Raw genomic sequence first — 21,816 nt, 5'->3', positions numbered from 1 at the left:
TGGAATCCTGCTTATAACATGCGCCAGCCTCGGATCATCTCACACTTCAATCAAAAACCCCGAAATGCCGCATCGTTGCAACCGTGATCAGGATGAACCACCGAATGAGAATGATCCCCCAAACGATAAGAAGACCTTGGAACAGCCGCTCAACCATCCATTCGATCTTCTTGTTTGACGTATATCTGCGCCTCTGCTTAAAAAACCACGCCGCGAACCCTTTGGGAATATCGCTGAAAGTTGTCTTTGGCTCCATTGGCTGCGTCCTCCTCCATTTTCTATCGATTAGTATGTCGGATATACAACGCAAGTCTTCGGTTGAACACGTTTCTTGAATTTTATCACGTTTAATGGAAAAATTCACCATACTTCATGTTGCCTTGTCACATTTCCGACAATATTGTAGTCAAATCGACATGATGTCTGATAAACTAACATAAAGAATTGCTATTTGTAACACAAACACTTCACAAGAATAACAGCCGAAGATCTATTCATGACTATTCGAAGGCCATAACGTGTGCATATCATTTATGTTTGCCTAGGAAAGAGGAACCAACATGAATCGTAACTGGTTTACGCGGATGCTTATGCTGTATATCCCTGCTTTTCTGATCGTCCCCGCCTTTTTATTTTTCGTCTTTTTCCAATCATTGAGCGAAAGCAACCGAAAGGATGCCGAGCGTTCCAATGCTTTCGTAACCCAGCAAGCGATGCTGATGATCGATACGTCGTTGTCTTCTCTGGATCAGAAAATTTCACTTGAGATGCTGCGCAATCGAAAGGTCATCTCCTTTTTCTCCAGAAGCACGGAAAAGGATCTGCCCCTTCAGGTGGACGTGATGAATCTATTGCGCGATTTAAAAATGACCAATCCACTGATTCATTCCATTTACATGGTTCAAGCGGATCATAATCAAGTCCTCAATGAAAGCACAAGCTATTCCTTGGATCAATATGCCGATAACGCCTTCATCCGCTCCAAGCTGGAAGCACCCAACAGCCATTGGTCGGATACCAGGCTGTACAAGGAGCTTCCGTCCGACAAAGGGGTCCCTGTCGTCTCATTGACGCGCAGCGTTTCCATCTTCTCCAAGCATCATGGGTTAATCGTCGTTAATGTAAGCGCTGACGCCCTGCAGGGAATGCTTCTTCAAATGCACGATCCGTCTTCCCGCATACTAAGCCTATATGATACGCAAGGGAACAGCGTGTTCGATATGGCAAAATCGGAGACTTCAGTCAGCAGGGGCGGAACCAGCAACGGCGCCCTTCAGTCGGAAGCGAATTCCGACTATACGGGCTGGCGCATCGTTAGCAGCGTTCAGGGAGCGGATACCTTCAATTTCATCATCAGCCTATCGAATATATGGTTTATTGCCGGTTTGCTTCTCTGTGCCGTTTCGGTCGCCTGGATCGTCTACGTGACGCTGCAAAATTACAGGCCCATTCAGCGCCTGGTCAACCAGCTGCAGCAGCTATCCTCCAAGGAGGACGCCCCGGAGGAAATCCATAAAAACGAATTTACGTTCATCAATTCCAAATTGCAAAACATGATTGATCAGAACACAAGGTTCCAGCTTCAGTTCGAAGAGGATTTGAAGGCTCAGCAAAATTTTTTCGTGTACGAGCTGCTGGAAGGGACGCGCTCCTTCGATTTGAAGGAATGGGAGAAGGAATCGGCCAAGCATGGCCTGCCCGTGCTGTTTGGCAAGCAGCTGGTTTTTGTCCTGGAAGTGGATCACCGTTCCGAGTGGAGCGCAAATTACGGTCAGATGCAGCATGGCACTCAGCAAAAAGCCATCGAAACCATCATCCTGGAAGCGGCGTCGGATCATGCCTGCGAGGTGAAGCTGCTCTGGGTATCCTTGCACCAGCTTGCTTGCATTCTGGTCATATCGCCTGAAGCGGAGAAGCTGGCATTCGAGGCAGTCTCCTTCGCGGAAGAATGCCAGCGCCGATTTGCCGATGCCTTATCGTTCACCTTATCCGTCGGCCTCGGGGAGCCGGTCGAGCATCCGGACAATCTGCATGATTCATACCATGAGGCATTGGATGCGCTGCAAACGAAGCCCGTCAATCGAAGTGCCATGATCATTCCTTATTCGTCCGATCCCTTGTCGAAGGATCATAGCTTTCATTATTTTCAAAAGGTTGACCGGATCGTTGACGCCTTCCGACTCCAAGAAGCCAAGTGGAAGACGGAAATGCAGGCGCTCTTTCAGAACATGCTGGGAGAAGGCATATCGCGCCGGGGCGCAAGCAGTGTGCTGCATTACCTGACCTACCATCTGAACAAAACGGCTTCCGGAATGAACGACGAATACTACCTGCTCTGGAAAACAGAAACGATGCCGGCACTCGACCGGGTTCAAAAAGAAATCGACCTGCCGGAGGATTGGACGCAGATGGTGCTTCAGCTTCTGGAGCAATTTGCCGAACGGCTGGATACGCAGCGGAATCTGCGAAGCCAGGGAAACCTCGTCCAAGAGGTTAAGGCTTATATTGAAAAGCATTATACAAAGGCGGAACTATCCCTTGATTACCTGCAGGACAAGTTCGGGATCAGCGGCAAATATTTGAGCAGATTGTTCAAGGAAGAGTACGGCTTGAAATTCGTAGACTTTTTGATTGATTTACGAATTCAGGAAGCGAAACGGCTCCTCACGGAAAGCGCATTGTCTGTACAGGAAATTACGGAGAGGGTAGGTTACAGCAGCCCGATTTCATTTGCAAGGACCTTCAAAAAAATAACCGGCGTCCCCCCGATGGATTACCGCAAAGGCAAATAAAACGGCGCAGAACCTAAAAATCAAACGAAGGCCGAGAAGGACATCATATAGTCCCTCGGCCTTTTCCCGTTTATGCCGTAGCGGCGCCTGCCCGCGCAGCCATGCCCATCGGCCGCAAAGTAGAAAATAGTTCCGGGTAGAGAAAAGTTTTTTGTGATTTATATTACATACATTTTCCAGTGTTATTTAAATTGCCATCGCGGTAACGTTTACACTGACACTGGATTCGCCTTTCGGTTTGTTAAGTGAAAAGTGTTTGTTGTCTGGCCTGGCAGCAGGTGTTTTTATTAAGGGCAAGGAACGGCGCCTCGCCGCGCTTTCCACCATAACCAAAGAACCAGAAGGGGATGAACTAGCAATGGTAGACAGAAACAGAAAGAAAAAGGGATGGACGGCGCTGATCACTGCAGCCGTTACGTTATCAACCGTATTAAGCGCCTGCTCGGGTGGCAAGGAACCGGCCTCCGCAAGCAACGCCCCGTCCGACGGCGATCCAATTACGATCTCGTTCGAGACGTCGGTATACGCCGAAGAACCTCATAAGAAGGCAATCGATGCACTCATTGCCAAATACAATGAAACCCACCCTAACGTCACCATCAAAGTTCATGGAACAGACTACGAGAATTACTGGGATAAACTGACCACCGAGATTCTGGCAGGTACGCAGGGCGACATCGTTCAGGTATACCCGGAGAATATCGCCACCTATAATGCGCTGCAGAGCGGGGGCACCTTCGTGAATCTCGATGAGAAGATTCAAGCGAGCGGACTTGAGGACAAGCTTGTCGGACAGGAACTAAGCAAGGTGGACGGCTCTTATTATGCCTTATCCAATTACGCATGGGGATCAACCGGCATTTTCTACAGCAAATCGATGTTCGAAGCCGCCGGAATCGATCCGGCCTCCATTCAAACGATGGATGATTTCAAAGAAGCCGCCATACAGCTTGGCGGTGTTCAAGACGGACAATACGGGTTCTCCAGCGTCATCGGCACCCATCCCTTTATCGCCTCGGAATGGTACCGGCTGCTCGCTCGTCCCGTATCGGGAGGCATTTACTTCCCGGACGGCGAAGCTGGACCTTACGAGGCCGACCGGATTAACGTTAATTCCGCACCAAACGTTTGGGCAGCGGAGTGGTGGCAGGATCTGATCAAGAACCCGCAGGCAACGCCTCCGGGAACCCGCGACAAGAAGGTCAGCCGCGAGATGTTCTGGAACGGTCAGGCCGGCATGATGATGGATGGTCCCTGGTTTATCGGCATGACCAAAGAACGCGATGAAGCTTTAATGGACGACCTGGGGCTCATGCCGCAGCCTTCCGTCGAATACGAGGGTCAAACCTATAAACCGAACCCGCACAATTATCCGATCGTGTCGATGATTTCCAAAGACAGCAAGCATCCTGAGGAAGCTTGGGAGTTCCTTGAATGGATGACCTCCCGGGAAGCGCAGCAAATTATTGCCGGTTCCGGCATGATCCCGAGCAGTAAGGAATACGCCGAATCCGAAGAATACAAAACGGAGAATCCGCTGGCTGCCCAATTCTTCGATTTCCAGGAGAATGTATACGCCCCGGCCGTGATGGACCCGCCCATCCCTGAGCTTGGCTCCCTGTCCCAAATCCTCATCAATGCCGCGCAGGAGATGTTCGTTGGCATGAAAGACGCCAAGACGGCGCTGGATAGCGCGGCTGAGCAGATGAAAGACACGATGCATTAAGAGGCATTCGAAAACATTTAAACGATTGAAGCTGCCCGGCTCCACTGCCGGGTAGCGCACTTACATCATAAGGAGGTGGGGGAATGAATCCAATGCGAACGGATGTGACAAGCAGGCAAACTCCCTTGCCGTTGAAGAGAGCTTCGAAGGCCAAGCGATTATGGCTGGAGGAAAAACGGCATTTCAAAAAAAATACAGCCGCCTATTTATTTATTGCGCCGCTGGCCATTACCGTTGCTATTGTACTCCTCTATCCGATTTTGAAATCGGCGCTCATGAGTGTGCAGTACTGGAAGGTTGCGAAGCCGATTGCCGAAGGCAATCCCTTCGTAGGCTTGGACAACTATGCTGCCGCCATCCAGTCGGGGCATTTCCTGAAATCGTTGGGCATTACCTTTCTATACATTATCGTGACGGTGGTTCTGCGTTTCCTGCTGGGAATCGGTACGGCCGTCCTGCTGAACATTCCCTTTAAGGGCCGTGGGCTTGTAAGAGCGCTTGTGATCATCCCATGGGCCGTCCCTGAAGTCGTTGCTTGTCTCGTATTTATTCTGATGTATGATTACCAATTCGGCGTGATCAACGATCTCCTGCTGAAACTCAACCTGTTGTCCAATCCGGTCGCTTTCCTCGGCGAAGCCGAAACCGCGCTCTGGGCAGCCATGTTCGTCAATGTATGGAAGGGCTTCCCGTTCGCCGCCATCATGCTGCTCGCCGGTCTGCAGAGCATATCCAAAAGCTTGTACGAAGCGGCGGAAATCGACGGTGCCTCGAAATGGCGCCAGTTTCTCAGCATTACCTTCCCGATGTTGAAGCCCGTATCCGTCATCGTCTTCCTGCTGCTGATCATTTGGACCATTAAGGATTTCGGCATCGTCTACGTCCTCACCGGGGGCGGACCAAGCCGGGTAACCGAAATACTGACCATTTTTATCTACAGGGCAGGGTTCAAATCGTTTGACTTCGGTTTGGCTTCCGCTGCTGGGATGATCCTGCTGGCGATCTCCATCGTATTCACTGTGATGTACATGAAAGCAACGAAGGCAGGTGAAATGTCATGAGCAAAGGGATCAGCAAAATCGCCGTTTATGCATGCGCCGTTCTCATTTCGTTGTTTGCCGTATCCCCTTTTCTATGGATGATCCTGACTTCGTTGAAGCCTCAGGCCGAAATCTACAGCACGCCGCTGACATATCTTCCTCAAGAGCTTCATTGGGAGGGCTACAAGGGCATGCTGAATCCCCATGCGGACGACAGCGCCAACTTTATGAAATGGTTCGGCAATACGGCGTTTGTCTCGCTGCTAACGACGGTATTCTCTCTTATCATCTCCGCCTTTGGCGGCTATGCGATGTCCCGGTTCGGCTTCCGGGGACGGATGTCGCTCGGATATATCATCTTGTTGACGCAGATGCTCCCCGGCTCGCTGCTCATTATCCCGCTGTACCTGATCATGAAGGATTACAATCTGCTGAACTCCCATCTGGGCCTCGTCATTGCCTATACCACCTTTGCGGTACCGTTCTGTACCTGGATGCTGAAGGGCTACTTCGACAGCGTATCCCAGTCCATCGATGAAGCTGCGAGCGTTGACGGGGCTAACCGCTTCACAACCTTTATCCGGATTTTGCTCCCGCTCACGCTTCCCGGGCTCGTGGTAACCGGCATCTTCTCCTTCTTAACCAGCTGGAACGAGTTTATGTTCGCCCAGACGTTCATCAGCGATTACGACAAATGGACGCTGTCGGTCGGCATCGCCAGCTTTCAAGGACAGTATGTCGTCAACTGGGATTACCTCATGGCGGGCTCCGTCATAACCACGCTTCCGATCGTGATTGCGTTCTGGCTGCTGCAAAAGCATCTGGTCAGCGGAATGACCGCCGGAGCCGTTAAATAAAGCTAACCATTCAAGGAGGGGTCACAATGATCAAATTCGGAATCGTAGGCATGGGGATTCGCGGCAGCATGTTTGCCGATACCCTCAACCAAAATCCTTATGCGGAGCTGGCCGCGGTCAGCGACGCTTATGAAACAACCTTAAATGCCAGCATGGAGAAATACGGGGTTCCCGGGTATTTGCAGGTTGAGGATATGCTCGAAAGCGAGGCTTTGGATGCCATCGTGATTGCCACGCCGGATTTCCTGCATAAAAAGCCCGTTATGCTCGCGGCACGGCAAGGCATTCATATCATGGTTGAAAAACCCTTCTCCACCTCCGTCGAGGAGGCCGAGGAAATGTACGCCGCGGTAGAGAAAGCGGGCATCAAATGCCTCGTCGCATTTGAGAATCGCTGGAATTCTCCTTTTGTTGCGGTTAAGGAAGCCGTCCGAAATGGGGACATCGGCCATATTCTGACCATCAACACCCGCTTGAATGACACCATCTACGTGCCTACCAAAATGCTGAAATGGGCCGGGGAATCCACGCCGGGCTGGTTTCTATTCCCGCATGCTACGGATATTGCCTTATGGCTGAAGAGCGGGGTTCTGCCGGTCAGCGCCTATGCGGTAGGGACGAAGAAGAAATTGGCCGGGATGGGGATCGACACCTACGATTCCATGCAAACGATCGTCTCCTTCGACGATGGCACGCATGCAGCATTCACGACCAGCTGGGTGCTGCCCGAATCGATGCCGCTGATCTACGACTTCAAGGTCGAGATCATCGGCGAGGACGGGGCATTGTATGTCGACTTATCCGACCAGATGGTCCGTAAGGGCGGCAGCGTCTACAGTCATCTTCATACGCTCGGTACGCCGATCAACGGCCAATATACCGCGGCGCCCCATTATATGCTCCATTCCTTTGTCGACCATATCCGACTGGATACGATGCCGGAATCCGGCGCAGCTGCCGGCCTGCTGAATACCAAGCTGGTGCATGCCATCCATCGCTCCGTCTTAAGCGGACAGGTTGAGCAGGTGTGACATGGAGGCATGCCCAGCGGTTGAATCATGCACTTTTCTTGACATGCCTGCAGTGAGGGCCGAGAACGATCGCTTATCCATGACGGTGGTTCCGGGCTGGGGGAGCAGAGTCATCTCGCTGCGCTGGAAACCATCAGGCACCGAATTGCTGCGTACGCCGTCCTCCATGACGGAATATGAGCAGACACCCTTTTTATACGGCATGCCTGTCTTATTTCCGCCCAATCGGATCGAGAACGGCAGCTTTACCTTTGAAGGACGCCCCTATCAATTCCGCATCAACGAGCCGCAGCATCACAATCATGCGCACGGACTTGTTCATGACGAAGCATGGGAAGTCGGACGGTGCTGGACCAAGGGGAATCGGGCCGTGATCGAAACCGTGTTTTCTTCAAGAGGCCGCCCTGCTGTCATGTCGCAATTTCCGCATGAGTTCACGATCCTTCTGCGCATGAGCATTGACGGCGCTTCGTTCAGGCAGACGGCGGAAATCCGCAACAAAAGCAAACACTCTTTTCCATGGGGACTGGGGTATCATACCACCTTCCGCTTTCCCTTCGGGGATGCGGAAGATCAGGAGCGCTGCACGCTGAGGGCGCCTGTCGGGAAACGATGGGTCCTTAACGACCGGGTGCTGCCGACTGGGGAGCTCGCTCATGACTTCCGCAGCAGAGGCCTGCGGGACGGCATTTCCGTCAGTCAGTTCCCGCTCGATGACTTGTTCCTTGCCATGCCGGAAGACCGTAACGAAGCCGTATTGACGGATCCGGCGGCTGGCCTTCGGGTTACCTACCGCGCGGATGACGCCTTCAAGCAGTGGGTGCTGCACAATGGCGATGGGGCGAGCGGTTATCTATGTCCGGAGCCTTATACTTGCGCTACCAATGCCTTCAACCTGGGGATGGATCCGGAAATCACCGGCATGCAGGTGCTGGGGCCCGGCAGGAGCGCCCTGCTGTTCTGTACCATCCATGTGGAAGAAATCTGATTACCTCGACTAAAACCATCACGAAAGCGGTCCGCTAGCAAGGATGTTTCCTTGAACGGGCCGCTTTCCCCAGTTTGTTGTACGTTTGATCTTCACCCCTTTTGGGATATTTCACCAATTGAATAAAAAAACGCGATCCGGGAATCTCCCCGAATCGCGCCCTCGCTTTACATATCTTGCGTTTACTCCGCCTGATAGCGCTCATATGCGGCCTGGTAAACTTCCATGTACCGGTCCAGACCCATTTTGTTGAGCGTGTTCACATACTCTTCCCATTGGCTGAACGAGGCCGAGCCGTTCACGAATTTCGCTTCCATTTCCTTCACGTAATCCTCGATATCTTTACCGATCGAGGTCATGACGTCCGTTTCCTCCAATGTAAAGTTAAAGTTGTACAGGATCTCCTTCACGGCATACGGCTCTGCCTTTTCGGCAGCAGCCATGGCGTTAGGGCGCGTCTCCGAAGCTTTGAACCATTTCTCCCGCACAAAGCCCGGATAGCTGCCCCCGAGCCAAGTGAAATTCTTGGCCAATGCCTGATCCTGCGTTAATCCGTTTGGATTCTCCGTAATCTCTTTCACATATTCCAACTGACCGTCCGTGTTCTTCGTGTAAGTCTCTCCTTCTTTACCCATGAAATAGAATTGGGCTCCCTCATCCCCGTAGAAATAATCCATCCAACGGATCGTGGCTTCCGGATTCGGGTTCTTATCGGTAATCGCAAATGCACCCACGTGAACCATCGGCACTTTGACGTGGGAATAGAGCTGGTCTCCGTGCGGTCCCTTAAGCGCCCCGAGCCCGATGTATTCTTTGCGTCCCATGACCATCTCCGGATTCGGCACGATCGTGGCACCGAGCAGGCCCTCCTGCCCTTTCGCATTCAACGCGCCGCCTTCAATCGTGAAGATCTCTTTATCGAGCAGCCCTTCCTGGTGCAGCTTGTTGACGAATTGAAGCATTTCCTTGTACTCCGGCAAGGCCTTGGTAAAGCGCAATTTCCCAGTGTCCGGATCGACATCCACCAATTTATGGCCAAGTCCGCTCGTGCCAAGTCCCCAAGAGCCTTTCAAATGATCGATGATCCCGGTAATGCCTGTGGAGGAGAAAGGAATCTCGTCATGCTGTCCGTTGCCGTTCAGATCGGTTTCCTTGACCGCCTTCAAATAGGCATAGAATTCTTCGGTCGTCTGCGGTTCTTTCATCCCGAGCTGATCGAGCCATTCCTGATTAATCCATATCGGGGTGCCAATCAACATGGAGAGCAGTTCTGGATCATAAAAAGAAGGCAGGGAATAGATATTGCCGTCCGGCATCGTCAATCCTTTTCGAATATCCGGGTACTGATCCATCAGCTTTTTGAAATTCGGAGCATATTGATCGATCAGATCGTTCAGCGGTATAAATACTCCTTGCTCCCCATAGCGGGTCAATTCGGCGGAGCTGACCCTTGCGGAATAGAACACATCCGGATAATCCCCGCCTGCAAGCGCCAAGTTCCGCTTCTCGGTCAGCGTATCGAATGGAATGAGGTTCCAGGTCACATTTACATTCGACATTTCTTGGTAGGTTTTCCATACAAGGGTTTCCTCGAATTTGCTTCCGTTCGTTGGCGACTTCCCTGTGAAAAACGTAAGGTCGAGGGGCTCGTTCACAATCGGCATTCCGGTCTCGTTAAAATTTGCCTGCGGCGTTTCGCCCTTATCGGCTGCGCCCTCCCCGCTCTTGCTCCCACAACCAGCCAGCAATCCGGCGGCCAGCACGGCAGCCAATGTAAGCGAAGTCCATTTTTTCATCACCATAAGTTTCATATCCCCCTCATCGATTGTCCGTAATCAACCTTTAATTGCACCAATCATAACACCCTTCACAAAATACTTTTGCAGGAACGGATACAGCAGCAGCATCGGCAGATTCGTCACGATGACCGCCGCATATTTGATCGCTTCCGCATCCATCAGGCTGCGTGCCAGTGAATCATCGCTGATATCCACCATCTCCTGCATTTGCCCCTGAACCAGAATTTCACGCAGGAACAGCTGCATCGGATAATTCGCACGGTCTGACAAGTAGATCAGTGCGCTGAAATACGAATTCCAGTGGCCCACGGCATAGAACAGCACCATCACGGCCAGAATCGGACCGGATAACGGCAGGACGATGCGCCATAGCACCCGCATGTTGGAAGCTCCGTCAATAAACGCCGCCTCCTGCATCTCCTTCGGAATGGAGCTCTGGAAGAAGGTCCGCATAATAATGATGTTCCACACGGATACGGCCGAAGGGATAATAATGGCCCAAATCGTATCCAGCATCCCTAGTTCCTTCACCAGCAAGTAATTCGGGATCATTCCCCCGCTGAAGAACATGGTGAATACGATGATCGCCGTAAAAATGCCGCGGCCGTTAAAATCGGCTCTGGACAACGGATAAGCAGCTGCTATCGTCATCAGTACATTCAAGGCCGTTCCCGTCGTCGTATACAGCAGCGTGTTCATGAATCCCCGCATGAGATCCGAGTTGGCAAATAATCGTTCGTAACCGACAAACGACAATTCCTTCGGCCATAACCATACTTCCCCCCGCATCACCGTTTCCGGGGCGCTGATGGAAGCAATCAGAACAAAAAATAAAGGATAGAGCACAAGGAGCGTAATAAATGATAATATAATGTAAATAAATACTCCGGCTATTCGTTCACTGCGGCTTTGCGGCATATGCCATCCTTCCTCCTTACCATAGGCTGTTCTCGCTGACTTTTCGGGCAATCCGGTTTACGGTAATCAGCATGATAAAGTTGACGATGGAGTTAAACAGGCCGACCGCAGCCGAAAAGCTATACTGGGCGCCCAGTATGCCGCTCCGGTATACGTTCGTGGCGATGACATCGGACGCTTCCATATTAAGCGAATTTTGCATCAGGAAGATCTTCTCGAAGCCGACGCCAAGAACGGAGCCGATGTTCAGAATGAGCAGAATCGTCATCGTGGGCGCGATCCCCGGCAGATTGATATGCCAGATTCGCCGGAGCCAGCCCGCACCATCCACCTTGGCCGCCTCATGCAGCTGCGGGTCGATCCCGGCGAGTGCCGCCAAATAGATGATGGAGCTCCAGCCCATGCCCTGCCACACGCCGGACCACACATAGATGCTCTTGAACCAGGAGGGCTCCGTCATGAATGCAATCGGCTCTCCGCCGAAGGAGGTGATAATCAAATTGACAAGGCCGCTTACCGGCGACAGGAACATCATGATCATTCCGACAACAACGACCGTGGACAAGAAATGAGGTGCATAAGTTACCGTTTGTACGAATCGGCGGAACCGGCCCGATCTGGCTTCATTAATCATTAGGGCCAGAATGATCGGAATCGGAAATCCGACCGCCAGCTCATATAACCCGATACCCATCGTATTTTTAATAATGCGCCAGAAATAAAAGCTGTCAAAAAAGCGTTCAAAATGTTTGAAGCCCACCCATGGGCTATCCATGATCCCTTTGTTAGCCATAAAATCCTTGAATGCAATCTGGACGCCATACATGGGTACATAATGAAATACAATGAAGTACAACAGAACCGGTGCAAATAAAGCGTATAGCTGCCAGTTTCTGCGCATCTGCATCATGGTTCTTCGCCAGACACTTTTCCTTTGAATTTTTGAATGCGCTTCCACATTGCTTAGCTGACGTTGCAAAATCGGCAATCCCCTCTCTTCGTCTATGCGTCTCCTTTGTGTCCCAAGGTCCACGTCTGCATCATAAACGACCCGAACGCATGAGGGGTATTGACCATTTTAATGATGTCTTGCCTTTCATTGGATGGAAGGGCGGAAGCCGCGTTTTCCTAAAGCAATGCTTAAAATCTAAAATATTGACTATCCCATTTTTACGAAAGATTAACACGATTCGGGCACATTCCTTAATACTTGTCCTATATAATGTTATGAAACCTGGAACGTCAGAAAAATACAAAGGGGGGAAGACTGTGAATTGGATCCGGCATAAAAGCCACAGTGTATTCTTTAAAATTTTTCTGAGCTTTCTGGCCATCATCGTGTTATTCGGATTGTTCTATGCGGTTATCTTCCAGCTCTTCAAGACCAGCCTGCAAAAAGAAATCATCGATAACAGCCAACGGTCGGTTCACGATACGGCAGAACGGTTCAACAACCAATTCAGCAGGCTGCAGGTATTAATGTTCGATATATATAACCAGTCCGAATTAATCGGCTTCAATAATCAGCTTCGCCACCAGACCGGAAACGAAGTCAATTACTTGAAGGCCCGAGATGTGATGATGCAGATGCGGAGCGATATCTATAACCCGCTGTTCTTTCTGGAGGACACCCTGATTTATCTTCGCGAGTTTGATTTTGTGCTCAGCAAATCCGGGAGCGGCGATGCTGCCTATATGTTCAATCGTTCCTATACGAGTCCGATGTACCCTTATTCGTTCTGGAACGGTTATACGGGCGATCCGGAATCCTTCAAGCTCCTCCCTGCTTCAACCTATCGAATCAACAACGATTTGTCCGAGAAAACGCTGATGCCTTTTGTTTACAAGCAGCCGGACAGTCCATATGAGGTCATTGCCCTCATCGATATCGATAAGGCCGCCCAATCCTTCTTCGGCGAGTCGAACGATCGCGCGCTTGCCATTCTGAATGCCGAAGGGCAAGTGCTGTATACGCTGGGCTCCATGGACCAGGATCAGCTGCCGCCGTTCGAGGCCGGTCAAAAAGCCGTGCTGAAGGATGGAACCTACTATTTTGCGGAAGCCGGATCCGACGGATTGACCTATGTTTCGGCCGTGCCTTACAGCCATGTCTCTTCCCAGCTGAGCCGGTTAACCGGCGGTTTGCTGCTTATATTCTGCCTATCGCTCGGGGTAGCGCTTGCTGCATCCTATTTCCTCAGCCGACGGCTGCATAAGCCGGTGAAGCAGATCCTGACGACCGTGCTGAACAGAGCCAGCAGCTCGGCGATGCCGGAAACCGGCAGCGTCACGGAATACGACCTGATCCAGAACCGCATTCAGGAGCTGTTCCGGGAGAAGGAAGAGATTCGGGACCGCATGAACAAACACAAGTCCGTCCTGACCAGTTACTCTTATATCAGTCAGCTGAAGAGCATTAATACCGATATCAGCGAATGGGAGGATTTCCTGTCGGATGACGGAAGCTTCATCGTGGTTCTGTACCATATCCGGTTCCGGATGAATCCGGTCTATGAGCTTCCCCTCCAAACCGATCAGGCCGTCCGCCATATGCTGGAGCATATTCATCTGATCACGGCCGAGCGCTATCCGGGCTCCCATACGTTCCAGATCGAGAAGAACGAGATCGTCTCCATCTTCAAACGGGAGGAAGCGGCCCGCCTGGAGGAATTGCTGCTGGAGATCAAGGGCATGTTGAATGAGGAGAAGGAATTGTTCCTGGTCACGATTGCGGTCAGCTCCCAGGTAAGCGATTCGTCCGAATTCAATCAAGCCTACCATCAGGTCAAAGGATTGGCTGCGCAGGCTCCGCTGCTCGAGGAATCGCAGATCGTGACCACGCAGCGGGTACTCCCTACCACCGTGAGCCTAAGCCCGCCGCAGGAAAAAGGGCTGCTCGACGCACTGCAATCCGGCAGCGACGGCCGCTCCCTGCAGATCATCGACCAGGCGCTTGAAGCCATGCAGCGCAAGGAGGCCGGCATCGCGCAATTTCGTTTCTTCGCCGATTCCGTCGCTTCCAAAATTCTAAGTTTTATGGAGATGGCCCAGATTGACAAAACCTCCGTCCAATCTTTGAAGCAGTGGAGTGCAAGATTGGCGGAATGCCATTGTTTATCTGATTACCAAGGCGTATTCCGTCAGCTCGTCGAAGCCTCCTGTGCCCTCATCCGCAAGAAAAAGGATACCGGGGAAGAGCCGCTCATCGCCATGTTCATGAACATTGTCCATAACCAGTATGCCGATGATCTGTCTCTCGACTATCTGTCAGCCAAGCTGAACCTGTCGAGCGCCTACCTCTCCGTTTATATCAAGGAGAAGACCGGTCTCAACTTCAGCGATCACCTCCTCGGCATCCGCATGAACAAAGCGAGGGAGCTGCTGGCGTGCACCGACCTGACCGTCAATGAGATCAGCCAGCGCGTAGGCTATCTCAACATTACCTCCTTCAACCGGACATTCAAGAAGGCCGTCGGCATGACGCCGGGCGCATACCGCAGGCAGCATGTGGTGCAGACCCATGCGAGCGGATCCTGAGAATACGGTAACAAAAGAAAACCTTCTCTTTCTCGGCATGGACCGGGCGTATGCCCGGTTGGTATCCCGGAAGAGAAGGTTTTTTTGCGTTTCATTGTTCGCTCACACGATGGAGGTAACCGAATCTGTATCTAGTCGGCCTTTATGGTCTGTTCCGTCTGTATTTGGCTCTTGCGTCCTCTCAGCTTCCCAGACGCGAATAACGCTTTGTTCCACCTGGACAACCCGAGCAGAACCCGGGCATCTACGAGCCGGTAAAACCAATGGGTCACCGCGGCGATAACCGCAAACGTGAGAATCGTGGTAAGCAGCACGCAGGGACCATAACTCAGAAACGGGCTGAGTTGCAGAAAGACATAGCTCCCGAACGAGCAAATCACCGTAAAGTGTACGAGGTACAGCGAGAACGAGATTTTACCCAAATAAGCAAAAAACCGATGGCTGAATATCGACTGCATACGGCTTGAATGCAGCAGCACCGTTAGGATCAGGAATGATCCGATTACATGATAAAACACAAAGAAATCGAAATTGGGAGCCCCCCATTGGAGGACCGAATATACCGTTCCTTGCGGTGCAATGTAAGGATAGGAGCCTAAGTAAATACCGGCGCAGAGCAGCAGAAGCTGGATCCAGGACCGATGGATAAGTGCCGGCCGCTCCCTCCCGTTGTTCTTTACATCGCTTAACAGCATGCCCAGGACGAATCCCAAATAGTAGGAATCGATGAATAAACAGATGAGGATTGCATACACGGCATAACGAATCCGATGGCGGCCGCAAACAATCAGAAAAACGAAGATCATGAACGAACCGAACAGCTCGTACGTCATCGTCCACAGCACGGGATTGTACTGCGAGCCATAGGTGAAAAAGGTATGCAACAAGCTTTCCTTCAGCATGACCAGCAGATTGGCGTCGGCGGCAAACGGATCGGGCATCGAAGATAACGTCATCCCGCGTATATTGTCATAAGCTCCGAGATCCAATACGAGGATCAGATAAGCAAGGAAAACGGATGCCAAGGCCGGCAAGGCCAGGCGAAAATAGCGGCGGATGGCGGAAGAATAAACGATGAACCTGTCCCCTGTTCCAAAAAAACGATAGCTGAGCACATATCCGCTGAGCACAAAAAACAGACAGACGGAGAAGTTGCCGTTAAACAGCAGATTGAACGGCGTTCGCGCGGCAATCCCCTCAAAAGCGAAATGCTCGATCTCCTCCCTCCCCTCAAAAACCGACGGTGCAAACACTTGAAAAAAATGAGATACCACCACGATCAAGGCGGCAAGCCCTCTCAAGCCGTCCAAATATACGATTTTCATAAACAACCCCACGTTCCCCTATGAAATAGGCTGATAATGTAACCTATATTTCTTAGGGAGGAAGAGGAATTCTGTACACGATCCGGATGTTTTAGGGATAATCATGTTTAAGAAAATGGCTGCCACATAAAATGAAAGCGTTTTCTTAAACTAAGGAAAATCATAGGGGAGGGAAAAAATTTGAGTATTTATTGGAGTCAGGTCGATATTGAAGAACTAACGGGATCAGGTGTCGTTTATTTTAACTCAAAGATGGAGATGTTGGAAGGTCTTCCATGCAAAATGTATAAATTGACCTATCAGCAGAGCCTATGGACGCATTGCCATGATTATTTTCAGATATGGTATGTGGCAAAAGGCGCTTTCCTGCACACCGTCCAACAACAGGTATACGAGATACGCAAAGGCGATATTTTTGTTATTCCTCCATTTACCCTGCACAGCGTGAGCATTTCACCCGATGAGGACATCGAAATTTACGGATGCGAATTCATGCCCTCCTTCGTGAACGAGAGATTTCAGGAACAGCCGACAGAACATGCCTTTTTCGATGTGGCCTTTCTGGAATACTTTCTGCGCAAGGAAATGAACGCCCAATCCCAAATCACGCTGGACAGCGTGACCGACGTAACGGTCCGAAATGTCCTGAAGGATATGCTGATCGAATACGAGAGACGCACCCCTTTTTTTCAAATCTCGCTCAAAGCCAAGCTGCTTGTGCTTCTCTCGATTCTGGCACGGCAGGTCAACGGCGAGCTGCTGCGTGAAGGATTCGAGAAATCGGAGAAATACCGGGAAATCATGACGAGAGTCGTTGATCACATCCATAACCACTACCAGGAAGATATGAATTTGAATGATCTATGCAGCCTATCGAATTTATCAAGGTCCACGTTCTGCATCCTCTTCAAAGAATGGACAGGCAAAACATTCAACCGTTATCTCACCGACCTGCGGATTCTGCAGGCCATGATGATGCTGAAGCAGCCGGAGTTATCCGTAACGGATGTTTGCTACTCCACCGGATTTAATGAACTCTCCTATTTCTGCAGAATCTTCAAAAAGTATACGGGCATCTCTCCCACCGACTTTCGTAAACAAGCGATGAAATAGAGTGTTCAAAGCCATACGATAATCCTATTTTTGAACACGATAGTGAAATGAAATGATTTTTTTACATGCTACGATATCCATAATTCTTGCAAATAACTGGATCAGGGCCGGTTGTTTAGTCAACTGTGTTGGGGAGGGAATTGATAGAACTTCGATGAATGACGTTGCACGATTGTACACGATTGCTCAAGGGGAGGAAGAGGAATGAAGAAGAAATCTTGGATCTGGAGCCTTATTCTATTGTTCTCTATCGTAACAGGATGCTCGGGCGGTAATGCGCCCCAAGCGGGCAGTGATGCTGGTGACAAGCCATCCGATAATCCGCCTGCCCAGGATGCCGTAACACTCGACTTCTGGTACGGATGGACCGGACCGGAAGCGGAAGCGTTGGAAGCGTTGATTGCCAAGTGGAACAGCGCCAATCCCGACATTCAAGTGAAGGGGTTATCCCAAAGCGATTACCAGAAACAGCTTACCGCGATCACCGGGGGCAATCCTCCGGACATCGCATCCCAATTCGGACAAAATGTCGTGCCGTGGGGACTCCGTGGCGCCATGATGCCGCTGGATGATTATATAGCGAAGGACGGCGTCGATCTTAAGGATTTCGTGCCGGCTGCCCTAAGCACTTCCCAGCATGAAGGCAAGACGTATGCAATCCCGACGGCCATGCACGTGTCCATGCTGTTCTACAACAAGGATATTTTGCAGGAAGCCGGTTATGACGGTCCGCCGGAAACGATAAGCGATTTGAAAGAGTATATCAAGAAGCTGAGCGTCGTCGAGGATGGAGGCCGCCTCCAGCGGCTCGGATTGTGGCCGGGCATGGATGCGTATACGTTCAGTTATGCCTTTAACGGATCGTTTTATGATGAAGCAGCGCAGCAGGTGACGCCTGATCATCCGGGGATCCAATCGGCCATCAAGCTCTCGAAGGAGATCTGGGATCAATACGGTTCCGATAATCTGGACCGATTCTCCTCCGGGCTCGGCCAATACATGTCGGCACAGAATCCGTTCTTCTCGGGCAAATATGCGATGACGATTGACGGAGAATGGCTGCCCACCTTCATCAAGCAATACTCGCCTGATCTGAACTACGGCATAGCTCCCATTCCTTATGATGAGAACAACCCGGAACTTAAAAACTCCGGAAATGTAACTACCAGCGTATTCTATATTCCAAAAGGCGTCAAAAACCCGGACGCTTCCTGGAAATTCATCAAATGGATGACCGAGCCGGAGCAAATGGCTGAGTTTACGGCTGCCCTCGGGAATCTCCCGACGCGAAATTCGGCCTTCTCCAACCCACTCTATGAGGATGTGCCAGGGTTTAAGGAATTCCTCGACTATTCGGGGAGCGAAAACCTGAAGTCCTTCCCGGCTTCTTCCTACGCGAACGAGTACATGACGGAGTTCAGCGCGCAATATGACGCTATTCTCCGAGGCACCGTCAGCATGCAGGAAGGCTTGGACAAGGTGAAGGCCAAGATTCAGCCGCTGGTGAAATGATGAACCAAGCAGGCTCTGTCCAATGCAGCGATGGGTTGGGCGGGGCCGCTGCCTAAATATCTTGAAGCGGAAGGAGAATCGCGAAGATGAGAGTCTCCACAGCAAATCAACGAAAGCCCGTGTCAGGCTGGTCCAGGAAGGAGCGTCATTATGTGTATCTTGGCCTGGCGTTCGCCTCTCCTTGGATCATCGGGTTTCTGGCTTTTACCGTCTATCCGTTCTTCGGTTCGCTCTATCTGAGTCTGACCGAATACGATTTATTCAGCCCTCCCCAGTGGGTGGGGCTACAGAATTACGAGCAAATCCTCGCGGATGACCGCTTCTATAAGTCGCTCGGCAACACCTTTTTCATGGCGTTCATATCCGTGCCGATCACGCTGGCTGTCTCACTGTTGATAGCCGTGATGCTCAATTTCAAAGTGAAGGGGATCAATTATTACCGCACCATCTTCTACCTTCCGTCCGTCATACCGATCGTTGCAAGCGCTCTATTGTGGACATGGATGCTGAACCCCGACTTCGGGCTGGTTAACATGGCACTTCGCACCCTGGGTTTAACAGACCCGGCGTGGCTGCTGGATCCCCGTTATACGAAGCCGTCCCTTATCCTGATGAGCCTGTGGGGCTCGGGTGCGGGCGCTTTAATCTTCCTGGCTGCCCTCCAGGGCGTGCCAAGGCAATATTATGAAGCGGCTCAGGTGGACGGAGCAAACTGGTGGTACCGCTTCTGGAAGATCACGGTCCCTGCCCTGTCCCCCATCATTCTTTTTCAGCTCATCATGGGGTTGATCGGCGCCTTTCAAATCTTTACGGAATCGTATATTTTGGCTGGCGGCAAGGTGGATGGAAGCGGCTCATTGGGGGGGCCGGAGCAATCGCTGCTGTTCTATGCGGTCAATTTGTACCAGGAAGCCTTTGTCTTTCTGAAGATGGGTTATGCCTCGGCGCTCGCCTGGATTCTGTTCATCATTGTGCTGCTGATTACGTTCATCCTGTTAAAAACGTCGGGCCGCTGGGTCTATTACGGAGGTGAGTAACATGGCTGTCAGGTTGCGGGTGATCTTGCCGCATGCGGTCCTTCTTCTATTCGCTGTGATCTTCCTGTTTCCATTTGTATGGCTGGTGATGACCTCGCTGAAAACGCCGGAGGAGATACTCGAGTTCCCGCCGAGCATTTTCCCGGAGACGTTCCAGTGGTCCAATTATAAAGAGGCGCTCCAAGCCATTCCGTTTACCCGCTACATGATGAACACGTTTGTGATTTGTATGGTGAATATCATCGGCCAGCTATTCTCTGCACCGCTGGTGGCCTACTCGATATCCCGCATTCCCTGGAGGGGCCGGAACATCATCTTTACCATCGTCGTGGCAACCATGATTCTGCCGGCGCAAGTGCAGATGATTCCGCAGTACATCATCTTCACCAAGCTCGGCTGGGTCAATACGATCATGCCGCTTACCATCGGCGCATTCTTCGGGGCACCGTTCTTCATCTTTTTGCTTCGGCAGTTTCTGCTTGGCGTGCCGACCGAATTGTCCGAGGCAGCAAAGATCGATGGGGCTTCGGAGCTGCGGATCTATATTAAGATCATTATGCCGATCCTGAAGCCAGCACTGGCCACCGTTGCTTTATTCTCTTTTGTGTGGTCGTACGTGGATTTCATGGGACCGCTCATCTATCTGAACGATTCGGCCAAATGGACCATCACCGTCGGCCTGCAAAGCTTTCAGCAGGACCACGGGGCGCAGTGGGAGAAACTGATGGCGGCATCCACCATCATGGCGATTCCCATGATCCTGATCTATTTCTTCGGACAGAAGTATTTCATGAAGTCGGGATCGGCGTTGACCGGGTTTAAATAATAGGTTGAATGAGAACCTTCTCTTCCATCGCAGTTAGGCCAATCAGGCCCGCTGCGAATATGGAAGAGGAGGTTTTTGTGCTGATCGGGCAGAAATAAACAACTATGAAGAAACATTCAATAGACAAAAAGGATGAGAACAATGCCTTATCACATCACAGCCATGACGGAGGCGATTGCCGATCAAATCATGTCATGGAACTATGAGCCTCCCTATGACTTCTACGACAGCGGACAGGATGAGGAGTTTCGAAAAGAGCTTCTGGAATGTTCGTATTACGCCATTCTGGACGCTGAGGAGCAATTGATCGGTTTTTGCTGCACCGGCCCATCTGCCCAAATACCGATGGCGATCCCGTTAGGGGCATACGATGAGGATCTGCTCGATATCGGACTCGGCATGAAACCGGAGCTGACGGGAAAAGGCTTGGGACACAAGTTCCTCTCCTGCGTGCTGGCATCCATGGGAGAACTTCACCAACGCGAATCGTTTCGGCTGACCGTGGCCCGATTCAACGAACGAGCCATTCGCCTGTATGCCAAGCTTGGCTTCTCGGAGGCTGCATCGTTCGATAAGGGCGGCACCTCCTTCATGACGATGGTCAAAAAGCGGCAGGCCTAACCTCTTGATGGAAAAGTAAAGAGTGATCCTCCTTGGGATCACTCTGCTTTAGGTTATCGCTATTTCCGGAGGGGTACATTCCGGTGCAATCGTCTGCTCCATTTCAGCCACCCGAACCGGTCTGCCGCTGCTTCACCGCTACTCAATGGCGATGTAAACATCCACCACGGTATGGGCAGAATCAAACTGCCGCATATCATAGCGTTCGTAATCGCCAGTAAACGTTCTTTTTTCCGCTGCTTGCTGGAAGTAGCTCCAAATTTCATGCCATACCTGCGGGACGATCTCCATAAGTGGCCCGCGTCTTGTCCGGAATACCAAGTACCTGGATGCCGGGACGTACGCTTGCTGCAGCTCGCCGGAGGTTTCCGCAGCCGCGACCTCATCCGCCTGATTGCCGATGATCAATGTGTACGCCCCGGACGCATCGCATTCGTATTCGGTATATAAGGCATACATAGCTTGATCGTCCCCGGATATTTGGGACTGCAAGCCGCTTTGGAAATACCGATCCCATAACTGCGGTATTTTGCCTTGCGGTCCTGCCTCCGCTTCGTTTGTCGTTCGGACGCCGACGCCCTGAATGGACATGGCTGGCCTAACCTCTATCCATCGTTCACTCTGATTCTGATTGCTGTTGTTCATGCTGTATCCTCCTTGTCATGAATATAGCTTCATTCTACAGAGGTAACGT

The 21,816-nt window shown here is 51.2% G+C and carries 18 protein-coding genes; 12 read left to right on the top strand and 6 right to left on the bottom strand.

Annotated features, from left to right (window positions below; translation table 11 throughout):
* Window positions 1-46: 46 nt before the first annotated feature.
* Window positions 47-256 carry a hypothetical protein gene (locus M1D70_RS06415; protein ID WP_009595353.1) on the bottom strand — a complete coding sequence of 70 codons (210 nt, stop codon included), beginning with the start codon at window positions 254-256 and terminating at the stop codon, window positions 47-49.
* Window positions 257-560: 304 nt separating this feature from the next.
* On the opposite strand from M1D70_RS06415, the gene M1D70_RS06410 reads away from it, so the two are divergent.
* The 6 genes from M1D70_RS06410 (at window position 561) to M1D70_RS06385 (ending at window position 8,434) form a co-directional block, all read left to right on the top strand.
* Complete coding sequence (locus M1D70_RS06410; protein ID WP_456289460.1) at window positions 561-2,792, top strand: helix-turn-helix domain-containing protein; 2,232 nt, start codon at window positions 561-563, stop codon at window positions 2,790-2,792.
* Window positions 2,793-3,150: 358 nt separating this feature from the next.
* Window positions 3,151-4,518 carry an ABC transporter substrate-binding protein gene (locus M1D70_RS06405; RefSeq protein WP_456289459.1) on the top strand — a complete coding sequence of 456 codons (1,368 nt, stop codon included), beginning with the start codon at window positions 3,151-3,153 and terminating at the stop codon, window positions 4,516-4,518.
* Between the two features lie 83 nt (window positions 4,519-4,601).
* On the top strand, window positions 4,602-5,579 hold the full coding sequence (locus M1D70_RS06400) for a carbohydrate ABC transporter permease (protein ID WP_456289458.1): 978 nt from the start codon (window positions 4,602-4,604) through the stop codon (window positions 5,577-5,579).
* On the top strand, window positions 5,576-6,415 hold the full coding sequence (locus M1D70_RS06395; protein ID WP_456289457.1) for a carbohydrate ABC transporter permease: 840 nt from the start codon (window positions 5,576-5,578) through the stop codon (window positions 6,413-6,415). The genes M1D70_RS06400 and M1D70_RS06395 overlap by 4 nt, the downstream gene beginning before the upstream one ends.
* A 26-nt stretch (window positions 6,416-6,441) precedes the next feature.
* Window positions 6,442-7,446: a Gfo/Idh/MocA family protein gene (locus tag M1D70_RS06390; protein ID WP_456289456.1), complete on the top strand. Its 1,005-nt coding sequence runs from the start codon at window positions 6,442-6,444 to the stop codon at window positions 7,444-7,446.
* Window positions 7,447-7,489: 43 nt separating this feature from the next.
* Window positions 7,490-8,434, top strand: coding sequence for an aldose 1-epimerase (locus M1D70_RS06385; RefSeq protein WP_456289455.1), 945 nt, complete (start codon window positions 7,490-7,492; stop codon window positions 8,432-8,434).
* Between the two features lie 182 nt (window positions 8,435-8,616).
* On the opposite strand, the gene M1D70_RS06380 is transcribed toward M1D70_RS06385, so the two are convergent.
* Genes M1D70_RS06380 through M1D70_RS06370 form a run of 3 tightly spaced genes read right to left on the bottom strand, consistent with a single transcriptional unit; the run spans window position 8,617 to window position 12,058 of the window.
* Entirely contained in the window at window positions 8,617-10,236 is a 1,620-nt protein-coding gene (locus M1D70_RS06380) for an extracellular solute-binding protein (protein ID WP_009595384.1), read from the bottom strand.
* Between the two features lie 33 nt (window positions 10,237-10,269).
* Window positions 10,270-11,151, bottom strand: coding sequence for a carbohydrate ABC transporter permease (locus tag M1D70_RS06375; protein ID WP_009595368.1), 882 nt, complete (start codon window positions 11,149-11,151; stop codon window positions 10,270-10,272).
* 16 nt (window positions 11,152-11,167) lie between these two features.
* The gene (locus M1D70_RS06370; protein ID WP_254778116.1) at window positions 11,168-12,058 is read right to left on the bottom strand and encodes an ABC transporter permease; all 891 of its coding nucleotides are present in this window, start codon (window positions 12,056-12,058) and stop codon (window positions 11,168-11,170) included.
* 362 nt (window positions 12,059-12,420) lie between these two features.
* Between M1D70_RS06370 and M1D70_RS06365 the strand changes: the two genes are divergently transcribed.
* Entirely contained in the window at window positions 12,421-14,688 is a 2,268-nt protein-coding gene (locus tag M1D70_RS06365; protein WP_456289454.1) for a helix-turn-helix domain-containing protein, read from the top strand.
* A 131-nt stretch (window positions 14,689-14,819) separates the two neighbouring features.
* Here M1D70_RS06365 and M1D70_RS06360 read toward each other — a convergent pair whose 3' ends face one another.
* Window positions 14,820-16,013, bottom strand: coding sequence for an acyltransferase family protein (locus tag M1D70_RS06360; protein ID WP_456290396.1), 1,194 nt, complete (start codon window positions 16,011-16,013; stop codon window positions 14,820-14,822).
* Between the two features lie 180 nt (window positions 16,014-16,193).
* Here M1D70_RS06360 and M1D70_RS06355 point away from each other — a divergent pair, with 180 nt between their 5' ends.
* From M1D70_RS06355 to M1D70_RS06335, 5 genes are all read left to right on the top strand, one after another.
* The gene (locus tag M1D70_RS06355) at window positions 16,194-17,126 is read left to right on the top strand and encodes an AraC family transcriptional regulator (protein WP_009595346.1); all 933 of its coding nucleotides are present in this window, start codon (window positions 16,194-16,196) and stop codon (window positions 17,124-17,126) included.
* 204 nt (window positions 17,127-17,330) lie between these two features.
* A complete protein-coding gene (locus tag M1D70_RS06350; protein WP_009595349.1) occupies window positions 17,331-18,638 on the top strand; it encodes an ABC transporter substrate-binding protein in 1,308 nt (435 codons plus the stop codon).
* A gap of 86 nt (window positions 18,639-18,724) precedes the next feature.
* Window positions 18,725-19,675, top strand: a complete 951-nt coding sequence (locus M1D70_RS06345; RefSeq protein ID WP_012819401.1) for a carbohydrate ABC transporter permease — start codon at window positions 18,725-18,727, stop codon at window positions 19,673-19,675.
* Between the two features lies 1 nt (window position 19,676).
* Window positions 19,677-20,501, top strand: coding sequence for a carbohydrate ABC transporter permease (locus M1D70_RS06340; RefSeq protein ID WP_456289453.1), 825 nt, complete (start codon window positions 19,677-19,679; stop codon window positions 20,499-20,501).
* A gap of 141 nt (window positions 20,502-20,642) precedes the next feature.
* Window positions 20,643-21,122, top strand: a complete 480-nt coding sequence (locus tag M1D70_RS06335) for a GNAT family N-acetyltransferase (RefSeq protein ID WP_009595366.1) — start codon at window positions 20,643-20,645, stop codon at window positions 21,120-21,122.
* 138 nt (window positions 21,123-21,260) lie between these two features.
* Here the strand turns inward: M1D70_RS06335 and M1D70_RS06330 are convergent, their stop codons facing one another.
* Window positions 21,261-21,767, bottom strand: coding sequence for a GyrI-like domain-containing protein (locus M1D70_RS06330; protein WP_456289452.1), 507 nt, complete (start codon window positions 21,765-21,767; stop codon window positions 21,261-21,263).
* Window positions 21,768-21,816: the final 49 nt, after the last annotated feature.

It is taken from the genome of Paenibacillus sp. AK002 (assembly GCF_053903045.1).
The sequence above is the reverse complement of the archived record's forward strand: the minus strand, read 5'-3'. Positions and strand labels throughout refer to the sequence as shown.

Excerpts from the sequence above, each read along its gene's own strand:
- M1D70_RS06395 (WP_456289457.1), top strand. The coding sequence starts at position 5,576 with ATGAGCAAAGGGATCAGCAAAATCGCCGTTTATGCATGCGCCGTTCTC.
- M1D70_RS06400 (WP_456289458.1), top strand. The coding sequence starts at position 4,602 with ATGAATCCAATGCGAACGGATGTGACAAGCAGGCAAACTCCCTTGCCG.
- M1D70_RS06350 (WP_009595349.1), top strand. The coding sequence starts at position 17,331 with ATGAAGAAGAAATCTTGGATCTGGAGCCTTATTCTATTGTTCTCTATC.
- M1D70_RS06410 (WP_456289460.1), top strand. The coding sequence starts at position 561 with ATGAATCGTAACTGGTTTACGCGGATGCTTATGCTGTATATCCCTGCT.
- M1D70_RS06360 (WP_456290396.1), bottom strand. The coding sequence starts at position 16,013 with ATGAAAATCGTATATTTGGACGGCTTGAGAGGGCTTGCCGCCTTGATC.
- M1D70_RS06330 (WP_456289452.1), bottom strand. The coding sequence starts at position 21,767 with ATGAACAACAGCAATCAGAATCAGAGTGAACGATGGATAGAGGTTAGG.
- M1D70_RS06345 (WP_012819401.1), top strand. The coding sequence starts at position 18,725 with ATGAGAGTCTCCACAGCAAATCAACGAAAGCCCGTGTCAGGCTGGTCC.
- M1D70_RS06340 (WP_456289453.1), top strand. The coding sequence starts at position 19,677 with ATGGCTGTCAGGTTGCGGGTGATCTTGCCGCATGCGGTCCTTCTTCTA.
- M1D70_RS06370 (WP_254778116.1), bottom strand. The coding sequence starts at position 12,058 with ATGCAGATGCGCAGAAACTGGCAGCTATACGCTTTATTTGCACCGGTT.
- M1D70_RS06405 (WP_456289459.1), top strand. The coding sequence starts at position 3,151 with ATGGTAGACAGAAACAGAAAGAAAAAGGGATGGACGGCGCTGATCACT.
- M1D70_RS06375 (WP_009595368.1), bottom strand. The coding sequence starts at position 11,151 with ATGCCGCAAAGCCGCAGTGAACGAATAGCCGGAGTATTTATTTACATT.
- M1D70_RS06385 (WP_456289455.1), top strand. The coding sequence starts at position 7,490 with ATGCCTGCAGTGAGGGCCGAGAACGATCGCTTATCCATGACGGTGGTT.
- M1D70_RS06415 (WP_009595353.1), bottom strand. The coding sequence starts at position 256 with ATGGAGCCAAAGACAACTTTCAGCGATATTCCCAAAGGGTTCGCGGCG.
- M1D70_RS06335 (WP_009595366.1), top strand. The coding sequence starts at position 20,643 with ATGCCTTATCACATCACAGCCATGACGGAGGCGATTGCCGATCAAATC.
- M1D70_RS06390 (WP_456289456.1), top strand. The coding sequence starts at position 6,442 with ATGATCAAATTCGGAATCGTAGGCATGGGGATTCGCGGCAGCATGTTT.
- M1D70_RS06380 (WP_009595384.1), bottom strand. The coding sequence starts at position 10,236 with ATGGTGATGAAAAAATGGACTTCGCTTACATTGGCTGCCGTGCTGGCC.